At 67.5% G+C, this 14,436-nt stretch carries 12 protein-coding genes; 7 read left to right on the top strand and 5 right to left on the bottom strand.

Going from position 1 to position 14,436, the window contains the following annotated elements:
• Window positions 1-8 precede the first annotated feature (8 nt).
• Window positions 9-371, top strand: coding sequence for a PAS domain S-box protein (locus A5702_RS21500; protein WP_055405609.1), 363 nt, complete (start codon window positions 9-11; stop codon window positions 369-371).
• Here A5702_RS21500 and A5702_RS21495 read toward each other — a convergent pair.
• From A5702_RS21495 to A5702_RS21480, 4 genes are all read right to left on the bottom strand, one after another.
• Window positions 368-1,384: a polysaccharide deacetylase family protein gene (locus tag A5702_RS21495; protein ID WP_068223588.1), complete on the bottom strand. Its 1,017-nt coding sequence runs from the start codon at window positions 1,382-1,384 to the stop codon at window positions 368-370. The genes A5702_RS21500 and A5702_RS21495 overlap by 4 nt on opposite strands.
• A 13-nt stretch (window positions 1,385-1,397) precedes the next feature.
• On the bottom strand, window positions 1,398-3,395 hold the full coding sequence (locus A5702_RS21490; protein WP_055405607.1) for a hypothetical protein: 1,998 nt from the start codon (window positions 3,393-3,395) through the stop codon (window positions 1,398-1,400).
• Window positions 3,396-3,494: 99 nt separating this feature from the next.
• On the bottom strand, window positions 3,495-4,205 hold the full coding sequence (locus A5702_RS21485) for a TetR/AcrR family transcriptional regulator (protein WP_068223585.1): 711 nt from the start codon (window positions 4,203-4,205) through the stop codon (window positions 3,495-3,497).
• Between the two features lie 125 nt (window positions 4,206-4,330).
• Complete coding sequence (locus A5702_RS21480; RefSeq protein WP_067822186.1) at window positions 4,331-5,008, bottom strand: TetR/AcrR family transcriptional regulator; 678 nt, start codon at window positions 5,006-5,008, stop codon at window positions 4,331-4,333.
• 648 nt (window positions 5,009-5,656) lie between these two features.
• Between A5702_RS21480 and A5702_RS21475 the strand changes: the two genes are divergently transcribed.
• From A5702_RS21475 to A5702_RS21455, 5 genes are all read left to right on the top strand, one after another.
• Complete coding sequence (locus A5702_RS21475; protein ID WP_068223580.1) at window positions 5,657-6,847, top strand: PPE family protein; 1,191 nt, start codon at window positions 5,657-5,659, stop codon at window positions 6,845-6,847.
• A gap of 37 nt (window positions 6,848-6,884) precedes the next feature.
• Window positions 6,885-7,454 carry a dTDP-4-dehydrorhamnose 3,5-epimerase family protein gene (locus A5702_RS21470; RefSeq protein ID WP_055402669.1) on the top strand — a complete coding sequence of 190 codons (570 nt, stop codon included), beginning with the start codon at window positions 6,885-6,887 and terminating at the stop codon, window positions 7,452-7,454.
• Window positions 7,455-7,519: 65 nt separating this feature from the next.
• Entirely contained in the window at window positions 7,520-9,022 is a 1,503-nt protein-coding gene (locus tag A5702_RS21465; protein ID WP_231633804.1) for a sugar transferase, read from the top strand.
• 6 nt (window positions 9,023-9,028) lie between these two features.
• Window positions 9,029-10,492 (top strand): oligosaccharide flippase family protein, encoded by a 1,464-nt coding sequence (locus tag A5702_RS21460; protein ID WP_068223577.1) that lies wholly within the window; start codon window positions 9,029-9,031, stop codon window positions 10,490-10,492.
• On the top strand, window positions 10,489-12,405 hold the full coding sequence (locus A5702_RS21455; RefSeq protein WP_068223574.1) for a glycosyltransferase: 1,917 nt from the start codon (window positions 10,489-10,491) through the stop codon (window positions 12,403-12,405). The genes A5702_RS21460 and A5702_RS21455 overlap by 4 nt, the downstream gene beginning before the upstream one ends.
• Window positions 12,406-12,446: 41 nt before the next feature.
• Here A5702_RS21455 and A5702_RS21450 read toward each other — a convergent pair whose 3' ends face one another.
• Entirely contained in the window at window positions 12,447-13,316 is an 870-nt protein-coding gene (locus A5702_RS21450; protein ID WP_068223570.1) for a hypothetical protein, read from the bottom strand.
• A gap of 177 nt (window positions 13,317-13,493) precedes the next feature.
• Here A5702_RS21450 and A5702_RS21445 point away from each other — a divergent pair.
• On the top strand, window positions 13,494-14,436 hold a 943-nt coding region (locus tag A5702_RS21445; RefSeq protein ID WP_068223567.1), incomplete at its 3' end, for a class I SAM-dependent methyltransferase.

Raw genomic sequence — 14,436 nt, 5'->3', positions numbered from 1 at the left:
ATTCGCCGATGACGACCTTGAAGCAGCTGCCGGCGTTGGTTGTGCTCGAGCGGATTCCGATCCCCGTGCTGGCCATCGAGAACGACGGCGCCATCCTGTTTTCCAACGCCGCGTTCGCCGAGATGATGGGCTACGAGCCGGAAGAGGTCTTGTCGCTCCGGTTCCACCAGATCTTCCATCAGGCGCCGGAGTCGGAGTCGTTGTTATCGGTCGTTCATTCCCTGGCGAACATGGTCGTCGAGCTGGCGCACAAGGACGGTTCGGTGGTGCGGGCCCTGATGAGCAAGTCCGCGGCGATGCGGGCCGACGATCAATTCGTCCTCGCGGCTTTCCAGGATCTGACCGAGCAGTTGTGGCAGGACGACCGCTAGCCCCGGCGTCCGCCGGAGCGGCGCGGTAGGCCGCCGGAAACCGTCAGCCGGAAATGGCCGAAAGACGAACCGCTGGACACCGCGAGGCGCGGCAACGCCAGCGGGTCGCAACGACGGTCGGCGAAGCCCGCCGTGGCGGCTAGCGCCCACCGGATGCCGCGGGCGCGCAGTGCGTCCTTGGCGCGGGCGTCGAAATCCCGCGGCCGCCCGTTGGGGTAGGCGAAAACCGTGACGCGCTGGCCGGTTTCGCGCTCGAGTGCCGCGCAGGAATCCGCGATCTCCCGTTCGACCTTGTCGTCGTCGCAGCGGGCGAGGATCGGGTGGGTCACCGAATGCGGGTGCAGTGTCACCAGACCGTCGCCGGCCAGCCCGCGCGCTTCGTCCCACGAGAGCATCCGGAACGGACCACCGTCGCCGTCGTCGCGGTGGCCAAGCGCGGCGAAAATCTCGTCCAGCGCCCTGATCCGGTCCGCGTCGGCCAGGTCCTTGCACGCCGCAACCGCGGCGGCGTAGGCCTTGCCGCGGTTGGTCACCCCGGCGAGCGAGCGAACGCCCAGCCCCAACGCGGCCAGGTCGACCTCTTGCGCGGTGGTGCGGGCGATCGCGAGCCAAAGCCGGTCCGGCCAAAGGATTTCGCCGCCGTCCAGCGGGCCGGTGGCCAGGAACACCGCCGCAGGCAGCCGCAGCTCGCGCAGCACCGGAACGGCATGCGTGGCCAGGTTGCGGGTGCCGTCGTCGAAGGTGATCGCCACCGCGCGGGGCGGCAGCGTCCCCTCGGCAAGCCGATCGAGGGCCTCCTGCAGCGGGAGGACGTTGAAATGCCTACGCAGATAAGCCAACTGACGGCGGTAGCGCGCCGCACCGAGCACGTGCCCGCAGGGCGGCGACGGCGGTTCGTCCTCCACCCCGTGAAACATCACGATGGCGAGCGCGTCGCGGTGTCGCCGCCGGGCCAGCGCCGGCACCCCGGCGGCGCACAGCAGAGCGGCCACGACGTTCTTGACGAGCGCCATCAGACGTCAAACGCTAACGGCGCCGCCATGATTCGCGTCTGGTGCGCCACACGATCACCGCCGCTCCGACGATCGCCACAGCGACCCAACCCGCGCCGAACCACCATAGCCAGCCAAGGTCCGAGTGGCTCTGCGCCCCGGGGGTCGGAGCGGCCGCGGGCGACCGTTCGACGCTCACCGGGTCCTGCCCGCCCGGTGCGGACACCACCGCGACGCCCTTGAGCCGCTGCCAGCGCTTGTTATCGGCGTTGAGCCAGCGCAGCAGCTCGTCGAGCTGCCCCGGCGCCCCGTTGGAGGTGGCAACCAGCAGTGACCGGCCCTTGTTGAAAACCGTTTGGAGAGAAGCAAACCGGAGACCGGGATCCAGCGTGAGCTTGGCGGGCTTGCCGTCGGATTCGATGGCGTTTACGGTGATCGGGCCGCTGGGCCCCGCGGAAACCGGAAGGGCGACGTTGGAGTGATTCCACCCGTCGGCGGCGATCACGATGGCGGGGTCAGACGAGTCGATCGCCTGTTGCGCGGTCGTGACCGTGGTGTAGATCGGCACGGAGCTTATCCGCTGCAGTCCCACCACCAGGTTGATCGCGCGCACCGTGTCGATCAGCGAGTGGGGCTCGATCCCCACCTGCACCCGGGGCATCAGCGACTGCGGCATCGACTGGAAGCCGTCCGGCACCGGCGGTGCGGCCGGATTGCTCGCAATGATGCTGTCGCCGTTGATGTTCAGATTGAGGAGCTGGTTTCCGGCGCCCGCGGTGTAGAAGTCGCCGCAGTGTCCGATGTTTGCGGCGACGTCGAGAACCATGTCGAGGCTGGTGTAGCGCTGCAGCAGCCGGTCCGGCACGTCGACCCAGCGGTCGATGGTGCCGTGGCCGTCGGTCGGCCAGTGGTCGATGGTCTCCGGGCCGATCGTCACGGCGATCTGTCCGCCGATGTTGCCGGGCGTCGGGGTGTAGGAGCCCTGCAGATGCACGCGCACGTCGTGTATCGATCTGCCGAACCGGGTCTGGTCCAGTCCGATCGACACCCGCGGCTGCAGGGATGTCGCGTTGACGACCGGCTGGCCCAATTCGCGCAACGTGACGCTGCCGCCCAGCTGCTGCAGGCTGGGCTTGAGTTGTTCCGCCGCCGTCTTGGAGGACAGGGCCAGCTGCGACACGTCGTTGAACAGCACGGCGGTGTTTGATTCGTCGGACTGCCCAAGGGGTCCCGACATCAGCAACCACGGCACGCCGGCGGCGCCCTGCAGGGAAAGCCCGTTGTCGGGGCCCTCTTTGACGACGATCTGGCGCTCGAGCGATTGCGGGGGCGTCGGGGGCGCCGCCTGTCCCTCGGCCAGCGGGGTCACGATTATCTCGGGCGTCTGCCTGCCATAGCGCGAGGCCACGGACGCGGCCAGTTGGATCGCCGTGTCGGACTCGTTCGCCGACGGCGATTGCGGCAGAAAGATGGAAAGCTTGCGCAGCACGGGCGGCAGGAAATGCGCCACCGTGGTCGGCGGCAGTTCGACCCCGGTGTAGGTGATCGACCCGTTCGCCAGACGCAGCGGGCTCTCCGGGTACAGGCAGAATCCATCCAACGGCACCAGGTAGGACCGCAAGGTCACGGTCATCCACTTGTCGTTGACTTCCGCCCCGGCCAGCGGAATGACGATCGGCGTCTGATCGGCGGTGGGCAGAGTCAATCGGGCGAGGGTGCGCTCGCCCTGGGTCACCGTGAGCTGGCCGGACCGCAGGTTGACCGGCAGTTCGACGGTGGCGTTCAGCGCCGCGGGCGTGAGCCCGTGCAGCACAGGCACGGTCAGCTGTTGGCTGCTCGTCAGCCCCCAGAACTCCAGGGTGGGGGCCGAACCGATGTCGGTCAGCGACAGGGTCGGCGAGTCCGCCGTCGTAACCGGGTCGCCGGGCGCGGCCCACGACGCCGGGGCGCTCATCACCAAAAACCCGGCCACAGCGGCCAGCGCAACCACTTTGCCCAGACGTCTCGGGTACATCACCGGAACAGTATGCATTGTCGAAAGCGCCGCAGCCCCACTTACTTAAATCACTGCCCCTTCGGCGGCGAAAAAGGATGCGGCACATCCGGCCCGACTTCGCCTGGGCGCGCGGGCCTACCCGATAAGGGGTTCGGTCGCGGCGTCGGGGCGGGCGGAAATGAACGGGGCGTGGCGCATCACTTCGCGTCCCAGGAATTGCTGGAAGTAAGGCAGCGAGGCTTCCGTCACGGTGCCGGGCAGCAGAAGCTCCAATATTTGACGCAGTCGCTCGGCGACCCCGCCGGCGGCGATCCGCTTCGGATCGCGGCGTGCTATCGCCTTGAATACCAACCGCGTTCCGAACATGGCGCCCACCAGAAACTCGGAGAGCACTTCGGGGTCCACGTCCTTGCGCAGGTCGCCCTCCCTGATCGCTCGCCTCGCCTCGTCGGCGATCTTCACCGCCAGGTCCCCGTAGAAGCTCGCGGCGGCCTCGTTCAATCCGCTTAAGGCAGAGGCCAATTGCTCGGCCGTGCGAACCATTTTGTCGTTATTCAGCACTTCGACGATGGTGAAGGCACCGTGCAGCAGGTTTTCCAGCCCCGGCGACGACGACCCGCACACGTTCCCGAATGCGGTCAGAAGGGTGTCGGAGCCCTCCTTCAAGATGTCCGACGCCAAAGATTCCTTGGAATCGAAGTGGTGATAGAGGGCGCCCTTGGTCATTCCGGTCCGCTCGATGATCGCGCCCCACCCGGCGGCGGCATACCCGACTTCCCCGAACACCTCGATGGCGGCGTCGAGAATCTTGCGCCGAGTGGCTTCGGATCGGACCTGTCGCGGCACTATTCCTGCACCTCCGGAGTTCGCGTCGGATGCGCGGAGTCGTCTAATTCCACGACCGCAAGTTGCCCAAGGTTAGCAGCCGCAACCGCGACGAGCGGGCGGTCTGACCAACCGCCGCGCGGATGTTACGCCGAGTCTTCGTCCGTCGAAGTGGAGTTGACGGCGAGGGCCGCACGCCGCCTTAGGAATTGACGGAAGTAGTCGGTGCGGTCCGGTTGCAGGATCCCGACCAGAAGCAGCATCCAGCAGTTCTCCAGGTCGAGCAGGAATCGTTCCGGTTCGTCCAGATTGCTCGTTTTCCGCAGCCCCATGTGCAGGGAGACCATCATGCGTCCCACGTCGTCGGGATCGCAGCGTTCGGCGATGTCCCCCTCGGTGATGGCCTGCCGAACGACTTCCGACAGGGCTTCCACCCATCCGCTCAGCAGCGTCTTCTGCAGGCCTTCGGAATGCCCGACCGACTCGATCAAGTTCAGGCCGGCCCTGACCAGATCCGTCTTGATGTCTTGAACTGCGATCAGATACGAGAAGTCGATCAGGGTTTCCAGGCCCGAAAGCCCCCTCGTCAGCAGGTCCCCCACGGCGACGGTCGCCGCGGCGATCTGCTTGTTGATGAGCTCCACCGCCAACGCGTGTTTGGACTTGAAGTGGAAATACATCGCGCCCTTGGTGAGCTGGGCCTCGGCGAGAATGTCGTCGAGCCCGACGTCGTGGTACGGCCGGCGGGCGAACTGATGCGAGGCGGCCCGCAGGATCTGCCGCCGCGTCGCGTCGGCGCGTCCATCGGTCGAATGGGTCGTCATCGGTATTGCCAGCTCAGCTCTCGTACGCCCGGAATACACGACGCCGCGCGCGCGGAAACATGGACCCGGTGGGATTGCCGGGGCCCTCACGTCGGCATTGGATAACGCGAGCGACCTCGTCGGGGTTTGCGGCCCTGACCTGGTCAATCGCCATCAGGTTGGTGAGCAGGGCATACACCTCGGTTCGTAGGCGGTTCGAATCAACACCGACCGGCCACCCCCGGGCAGTACGTGGGCCACGTCTGAGGTTAGCAGCCGGGCCCGGCGGCTTGACGCTCCCGTAAATACTTGTAGTTTAGATCACACGCTCTTTACAAACTATTAGTATGCTTTATATGCTATTATCAGAAAGTCAGTTTGTGGACGGCCATCTCTCAAACCCCCGGATCCGGGCAAATGAGCAGCCAAGACGCCCGCTTTCCGACCACCTGTAGGACGCAAGGGAGAACCACATGCCGGTCGTGACCACTAGGCCACGTGCGCTGGCGCAGTCCGCAGGCAGGGGGCCCAGGAAGGGACTTAGTGCCTTCCCAGTAGCAGGCCAAATACTCTTCGCTGGCGCATATGCCAGTAACCATACTTTAAGTATGGATAGTTGCGGAATCCAGGGGTTGGGGTACGGCATGTCCGGTAGGGCCGGGGTCTGACGTGATCGATTTCGGCGCTTTTCCCCCGGAGTTCAACTCCGCGCGGATGTATGCCGGGCCGGGCCCGCTCTCGCTGGTGGCCGCCTCGGTGGCCTGGGACAGCCTGGCCACCGAGCTGTACTCGGCGTCGAGCTGCTACCGGACGGTGATCGCGGGCCTGACGACGGGCCGCTGGTTGGGTCCCTCCTCGCTGACCATGGCGTCCGCCTTCGCTCCCTACATGGCATGGACCGCCGGCGCGGCCGCGCGGGCCGCCGAAACCGCCGGTCAGGCCAGGCTCGCGGTGGAGGTCTACGAGGCGGCGTTCGCGATGACGGTTCCCCCGCCGGCCGTCGCCGCCAACCGGGTCCAGCTCGCCACCCTGATCGCCACCAACTTCTTCGGCCAGAACGCCGCGGCGATCGCGGCGACCGAGGCCGAGTACGGCGAGATGTGGGCGCAGGACGCCGCGGCGATGTACGAGTACGCCGCGGGTTCGGCGGCCGCGTGCGAGGTGACCCCCTTCACCCCGCCGCCGGACGTCGCCAACCCGGCCGGCGCGGCCAGCCAGGGCAGCGCGGTCGCCCAGGCCGGAACGTTGGCGGCGACCCACACCACGCTCTCGAACGTGGTCTCCACGGTGCCGAACACCCTGCAGGGGCTTTCCTCACCGGTCAGCGCGCTGACCAGCGGAACCACCGCGGCCACCGGCGGCACCGGCTCCGCCACGTCGTCGCTGATGGACAGCCTGGTGTCCAGCCTGCCCAGCTCCGTGCCCACCTACTTCATGGCCGCGGCCACGCCGTTGTACGGCATGTCCTCCATCCTCGGCATGGCGCAGACCGCGCAAGGCTTGGCGAACGGGGCGATGGCGGCCGCGAGCACCGCGGCGTCGGGGGCGGCCAGCGCGGCGAGCACCGGCGTCGGCGCGCTCGGATCGCTGGGCTCGCTCGGGTCGGGTGTCGCCGGCAGCCTGGGCAGCGCCGCGTCGCTGGGACCGCTTGCGGTGCCGGCGAGTTGGACCAGCGTGATCCCGACGGCGCAGAGCGCCGCGTCCGCGCTGCCGGCCATCAACCTCGCCGGCGCCAACACGCCCCCCAGCATCATGGGCTCGCTGCCGCGCCTGGCCGCCGCGTCGGGCAAGAACCTCGGACCCCGTTACGGCGTCATCCCCACCGTGATGACCCGCCCGCCGTCCGCCGGATACGGATGATCCGGCCAGAACTGCCCGTGATGCGAAGGAGCGGTAAGTGAAGTACACGCCCACCCAGGTCGCCGGCGTGACGATCATTGACCTCGAACCGCAGCGCGACCATCGCGGCTTCTCTTCCCGTTCCTACTGCGCCGACGAATTCGCCAGTCGTGGGCTGACTTTCGACGTCACCCACACGCACATCTACTTCAACTACACCCGCGGCACGGTGCGGGGTCTGCACCACCAGGGGCCGCACGCCCAGACCCAGCTGATCCGCTGCACCCGCGGCGCCATCGCCGCTGTCGCGGTGGACATTCGCCCCGGGTCGAAGAGCTACGGCGACCACACGATGGTCGAGTTGAGCGCCGAGAACTACCGGGCGCTGTTCCTGCCGCCTTTCGTGGCACACGGCTTCCAAACCCTGGTCGACGACACCGAGGTCAGCTACCAGGTCAGCGGTCCGCCGGCGCCGTTCGACGAGCAGGGATTCCATTGGAGCGAACCCGAATTCGGGATCGTGTGGCCGTTGCCGGTCACGGTGATCTCCGAACGCGATGCCAGTTGGCCCTCACGAACAACCAATTACCCGTCGATCGAGAGTGCAGCGTCATGTCTGAGCCGTTGATGACCCAGGAATTGGTGGATGTCATGTACGTCGAACCAGGGCCGCAGAAGCGGAAACCGGCCGCCATGACGTCGTTGTCTCGCCGCACCACCGCTTTGCCGGTCACCGCCCCTTCGGCGCCCGCCCCCGGTGCTAATCCCGTTCGGCGCTGGCAGCACCGGTATTCGCACCGGCTGCGCATCACCGACACCGTGATCGTGTGCGCGTCGGTGCTGCTCGCGCAGCACGTCCGATTCGGTGAAATCGCCAACACGTCGGGTTACTCGGACCTGAGCATGACGTTGCTGTCCCTCCTGTTCGCGGCGCTGTGGCTGTCGTCGCTGGCGGCCTTCCAGACGCGCTCACCGCGGGTCATCGGCGCCGGCATCGACGAGTACCGGCGGATCGGCAGCGCGTCGTTCTGGACCTTCGGAATCATCGCGATGGTGACGCTGCTGGCCAAGGTCGACCTGGCCCGCGGATACCTCGCGATCGCGCTTCCCATCGGCACCATAGGCCTGCTCGGCAGCCGCAGCCTGTGGCGCCAGCACATCACCCGCATGCGGACGCTTGGCCACTGCCAGACCACGGTCCTGGCGATCGGGGACCGGCAGGCCGTCTCCCACCTTGCCCACGAACTGGCCCGCAACCCGCTGGACGGCTACGTCGTGGTGGGCGTGTGCATCCCGGGGTACGGCCCCCCACGCGGCAACACCATCACCCTCGGTGGCCGCGCGGTGCCGATCCTCGGTGACGTCACCCACGCGGTGGCGGCGATCCAACGCTGCGGCGCCGACACCGTGGCGGTCACGCAGACGGATCACTTTGGGATGCACGGGATCCGGGAGCTGATGTGGCAGCTCGAGACCATGGACGTCGACGTCGTGGTGTCGCCCGGGGTGATGGACGTCGCCGAAGCCCGGCTGACCCTGCGCCCCACCGCTGGAATGCCCCTGCTGCACGTCGAAAAGCCGCAATACGAAGGGACGCAACGCTTCCAGAAGCAGGTGTTCGACTTCCTGTTCTCGCTGGCGGCCCTCATCGGCACGGCGCCCATCCTCATCGCGGCCGCCATCGCCATCAAGCTCACCAGCAAGGGCCCGGTGTTCTACCCGGCCGAGCGAATCGGCATCGACGGCAAGCCCTTCACCATGTTCAAGTTCCGGACCATGACCGACGGGGCCGACACCCAGCTCGAGCAGCTGCTGGCGCACAACGAGGGCGCCGGCGGGATGCTGTTCAAGATGCGCCAGGACCCGCGGGTCACCCCAGTTGGCAGGATTCTGCGCAGGTTCAGCATCGACGAACTGCCCCAGTTCATCAACGTGCTCAAGGGTGACATGAGCGTGGTCGGACCCCGCCCGCCGTTGCGGCGGGAAGTCGAAAACTACGACGGCGACGTCAAGCGGCGGCTGTTGGTGAAGCCGGGCGTCAGCGGTTTGTGGCAAGTCAGCGGCCGGTCCGACCTGTCGTGGGAAGAGTCGGTGCGGCTGGACCTGTCGTACGTCGACAACTGGTCGATGTCGGGTGACCTGATGATCGTCGCCAAGACGGTTAAGGCCGTTCTCACCAGTCACGGCGCATACTAGGGAGTCATGACTGAGCCGACGACGCCTGGCGCGGTCGTCCCGTCGGTTCCGCTCTCGCGGATGGCTCACGCGTTCTCGATCCAGCTGATCTGCCGCGCCCTGGGCATGCTGGCCTCGGTGGTCTCCGTGGCGATGACCGCGCGCTACCTGGGCCCTGGACGCTACGGCCTGCTATCCATCGCCGTCCTCTTCATCGCCATGTGGACCAGCCTGGCCGATCTGGGCATCGCCACCGTGATCGTGCGGCGGGTGACCTCCGGGCGGGGCGACCTCGAGCGCCTGGTGCGCGTGAACAGCGGCATGGCCCTGATCTATTGCGTTCCGCTCGCGTTGCTGGCCGCCGGATCCGGGTTGCTCATCTATCGCGACACCGACGTGCGCGTGATGCTCGTGGTGCTGTCGGGGGCGCTGCTGATGCAAACCATGACGACGCGGTTCGAGCCGGTTTTCCTTGCCACCGTCCGGTTCTCCGCGGTGGCCATCTCCGACGTCGTCGGCCGGCTCGGCGCGCTGGGCATGGTCGCCTTCCTTGTCGCCCAACGCGCGGACGTCATCTGGTTCGCCGTCGCGCAACTCATCCCACCCGCCGTGCAGCTGATCATCCAGGGCGCCGCGGCGATGCGACACATCTCGGTGCGCCCGGTCTTCGCGCCGCGGGAGGCCGCCGACCTGTTGCGGGAAAGCCTGCCGCTGATGGGTTTTCTCGTCGTGGCACTGCTGTACTGCCGCGCCGACGGCGTGATCCTGTCCCTGCTGAGCACCCACTCCGAGGTGGGCGTGTACGGCTTGGCCTTCACGATCGCGTTCAACACCATCGTGGTATCCCTGGTCTTCCTCAAGTCGACGCTGTCGACGGCCACCGAGCTGTTCGCCCGCGATGTCGCCGCGTTCGCCGGCTTCCTGCGCCGCAGCGTCGAGCTGATGTACTTCGTGGCGGTCCCGGTCGCGGTGGTCGGCGCGCTGCTGGCCGGGCCGTTGATCGGGTTGTTCGGTGACAAGGCGTTCATCGCGCGCGGGACGCCGACGCTGGCGCTGTTGTTCGTCGCGGCCGCCCTGCGATTCGTCAGCGGCACCCTGGGCCAGGGTTTGGTCGCCAGCCATCACCAGCGGATCCTGTTGTGGCTGACGGTCGCGACCCTGGTGCTCAACGTGGCGCTCAATCTCGCCCTCGCCGGCCGGTTCGGCGCCGTCGGCCCCGGCGTCGCCCTGGTGTGCACGGAGTTCTTCAACATGGTCGTCAGCAGCTGGTGGCTGCGCCGGCACTGCGGCTACCGTACGCCGATGATGTTCCTGCTGCGGGTGCTGATACCGACGGGAGCGAGCGCCGCGGTGGCCCTGTTGCTGCGGGAGCATCACGTCATTCTCGTTCTCGCGCTGGCCGCCGTCGTCTACCTAGTCACCAGCGCGGCGGTGGGCCCGTTGCGCTGGTCGGACGTGACTTCCTTGCGCCGAAGTCAGCTGGCGGCATGAAGCGTGAATTGGACCGGCAGTATCTGCAGGCGCCGGCCGGCGACGCAACCGCACTGCCGCCGGGGCGTCCGCTCGCGGTATTGATCGTCGCCGACGACCGCGCCCCGCTCGAGAGCTGCCTGGCCGGCGTCGCCGAACAGCTACCCGAGCTTGCGGTCTACGTCTACGACCGCGCGGACCGTCCGGAGCCGCCGGCCCGCCACGTTCACTGGGTGTCGGGAACGCCGAAACTCGGCTTCGCCGAGGCGTTTAACGCTCTGGTGGCGCGCGTCCCGGGCGATGCCGACCTGCTGTTGCTGGATGCCGGCGCCCGCCTGCTCGGTCCGTTGACCCGCACCCGGGAACTGCTCGCCCGGCCGCGGGTGGGAGCGGTTTCGCCGATGGCGCGCGACGACACCGTGCCAGGCTGGGCGCCGTGGGACGTCGCGACCCGCCGGCGGACCTTGGTCCGCGAGCTGGCGGCGGGCCGTTCGCGCGCGCGGCGCCGTTCGCCGATCACGGGCCGCTACGCCCGCCAACCGGCCGAAACCCAAGGTGTCGACGGGGATTTGGACGCCACCTGCCTGGCGATCAGCCGTGCGGCGTGGAACGCCATCGGCGGCTTCGACGAAGAATTCGCCGACTTCGGGGCGGCCGCCGACTGGCAGGCCCGGGCCCGCGCGGCGGGCTGGCGGATCCTGCTGGCCGACGAACTGGGTGTCGCCCGCGCGGGGCCCGACGACGTCGGGAGCAGCGCCGCCCGGCGCCGCCGCGAGCAAGACCTGGCGCGAGCCAACACCGCGCTGCTGCTCGAACACCAGCACAGCGTGCATCACGCGGACATGTACCTGGCGGCCACCAGCCCGCGGGGCCGCTCGCGGCGGACCGCCCGCACCGGCCGGCCCGCGATCGTGATCACCACCAACCGCCTGGTCTACGGCGGTGCCGAACGGCAAAAGGCCTTGCTGGCAGCAGAATTAGATCGCCGCGGCTACCCGGTCACCATCGTCTGCGTGCAACGGTTCGGCCCGATGATCTCCGAGATCCCGGACACCGTGCGCGTGGTGCGCCAGCCATGGTGGGCGCCCGTCGTCGACCTGCCCGCGGGCCCGGCGGTGCTCATCACCGCCGACACCAACACCGAGGCGGGGTTCGCCACGTTGTGGCGTGCGGCCGGTCGTGATCGGCGCTGGTTGGTCGCGCCGCACGTCCCCCCGGAGGAGGACCGGCCCATCTATTCGCGACCGCTGACCGCCGCCATGCGCCGGGCCGACGGGTTCATCGTTCTCGCGCAACGGCATTGGGACATGCTGGTCGCTCAGCATCGGCTCCGGGGGCGCCGGTTCGTGGCGCCCAACGGCGTCGCCCTGGCCGGCGACCCGGCGCCCCGGACCAGGGTCGCCGGCGAGCCGTTGCACTTGGTCATGCTCTCGCGCATCGTCGAGCACAAGAACCCGCACCTGTTGATCGAGGCGCTCGGCGGCCTGCCCGACATGGCTTGGCGGCTATCGATTTTCGGCGACGGCCCGGACCGCGAGAGGTTGGAGGCGCTCACGCCCGCCGGCTTGCGCGATCGGGTGCGGTGGCGGGGCTGGTCGGCCGGCCCCGGGCCCGCGTTCGCCGATGCGGACCTGCTATGCGTTCCGAGCCGGTCCGAGGCGTTTCCACTGGTGATCCTCGAGGCGATGGCACGGGCGGTTCCCGTTGCGGCATCGGCGATCTGCGCGGTGCCGGAGATGCTCGACTTCGGCGCCGCGGGATTTCTGGTCGAGCCCGTATCGGTGTCGGGATGGCGGGAGACCCTGGCGCGGATCCTGGCGGACCCGGACGCGCTGCCGGCGGTCGGGCGGCGCGGATTCGAGCGGATGCGCAAGCACTACACCGTGGAGGCGATGACCGACGCCTACCTCGACGCGATCACCGCGGTGTTGTGAAAACGCCTACCGATAACTGACTTTCGCGGGACGCAAGGGCGCTAGGCCGGGCGCCGGCGCAGGATCTTCGCCACCGTGCGGGGGGACGTCTTGTGCTGCCCGAAGCCGCCGTACAGGAAGTACCTGGGCTCCACGTAGAGCCGCTCGATGTCGGTCGGCACGTCCCCGAAGTGTTCGGACAGGGCGGCGTCGACGAAGAACGCGTCGGAACCCGAGTGGGAGTTGCAGCACACGAGGCGGTAGCCGAAGCGGTCGAACAGCGCGGCGAAACTGCTCAGTGATGCCCCGAAGTAGTCATCGGATTGCCACTCATGTTCGGGGTCGTAGTCGATCTGGAACTTCACCGGCGGCGGGAACTTGCCGTTGTATTCGACGATGAACAGCTTGGGCCGCAGGCCGTCGGCCAACAGCTTCTCGACGAGGTAGATGTCGTTGCCGTCCAGGTCGAGGGAGATCACGTCGACTCCGGTGGCGTCGATGCGGGCCAGACCGGTCCGGGTCAGCGCAAGGATGTTGTCCGCGGTGATCCACGCCTGCTGGTAGCTGAACCGCGGGTGGTCCTCGACGGCGACGGCCAGTTCCTGTCCCCCGACCCAGAAGCCCTTCCAGCCCAGGGCGGCAAGGATCAGCGTGTTGTTCTGCGTTCCGTCGCCGACACCGAATTCGGCGAACACACCGTCGTCGAGCAGGCCGATCCGGCGCAAGATTTCCAGCGTTATCCCGTCCTCGTCGGTCGCCGAGAAGCATCGCTTCCCGGCGCGGTTGAGCGGGTTGGGGTGGTTGGCCTTGAGCGACTGGGAATGGTCGAAAAGGATCAGATCCTTGAGCTGGTCCCGCGTTTCGCCGCCAAGAATGCGCCGGATCTTCTGCCGGAGCGTTTCTTTCGGTGGCGGTGTAGCGCTTCTGGCCATTGGAAGCTAAAGCTATCACGGCAATGGGCAAGCATTCCGCGCGTTCGGTGAATAGCGCTGCTGCACAACGGCGGTCCGCGCCGCAAAATTTGGCGCCGATTTGCTTGCCGAGGGCGTTGACCGTGCCGTAGGTTCTGCATTGTCCCGCGCGGGACGGCTCGGGAGGGTTGGATAGGCGTGCTTTGCCGCATCTGCAGTTCGGGCACCACTCTGGCCTTCACCCGCCAGGTCCTTGCCACATACGACTGCAAATATTACTTCTGCGACAACTGCGGTGCATTGCAGACCGAAGAGCCGTATTGGCTCGACGAGGCTTATGCCAGCCCCATCGCCGCGGCGGACACCACCATGTTGTGGCGCAATCAGTATCTGGCCCGGGCGATGTCGGTGCTGCTCTACTTCTTCTTCGATCGCCACGGCCGGTTTCTCGACGCGGCCGGGGGCTACGGTGTTTTCACCCGGCTGATGCGCGACATCGGCTTCGACTATTACTGGACCGACAAGCACTCCCCCAACTTGACCGCGCAGGGCTTCGAGGCGGACGCGGGCCCCGGGCCGCCCTACACGGTCGTCACCGCCTTCGAGGTGCTGGAGCACCTGACCGACCCGGTCGGATTCGTCGCCGAGCTGCTCGAGACCACCGGCACCGACACCATCGTCTTCACGACCGAGATCTTTGACGGCGGGCCCCCGCCGCCCGAGGAATGGATGTATTACGCCTTTGCCACCGGCCAGCACATCACCTTTTATCAGAAATCGACATGTGAGTTCATCGGACGGCAATTCGGCCTGCAGTTCCACACCTCCAAAACGCGGTGGTGGCAGCTCGGTGGCATGGGTCTGCACATCTGGACGCGGGCCAAGATCAATCCCGTGGCGTGGCGGCTGCTCGCCTCCCCGCGCATCACCGGCCGCGTCCATGGCGAAAGCCAAAGCACCCGAGGCGATTTCATGGCGATTTCATGGCCCCTCGGCCCGCAGGAAGACATCGGCGTCGGTCCACATGCGGGTTTCCAGCGCGCGTCGCGGAAACCCCTCGAGCAGGCCGGTGATGCGCGGGGAGGCGAGCAGCCGCCACGCCACGGGATTGATCTTGGCCCGCGTCCAGATGTGCAGACCC

Origin of the sequence: Mycobacterium sp. E3339 (assembly GCF_001666915.1) — a bacterium.
Taxonomy (GTDB): Bacteria; Actinomycetota; Actinomycetes; order Mycobacteriales; family Mycobacteriaceae; genus Mycobacterium.
This window is presented reverse-complemented; position numbering and strand designations above follow the sequence as displayed.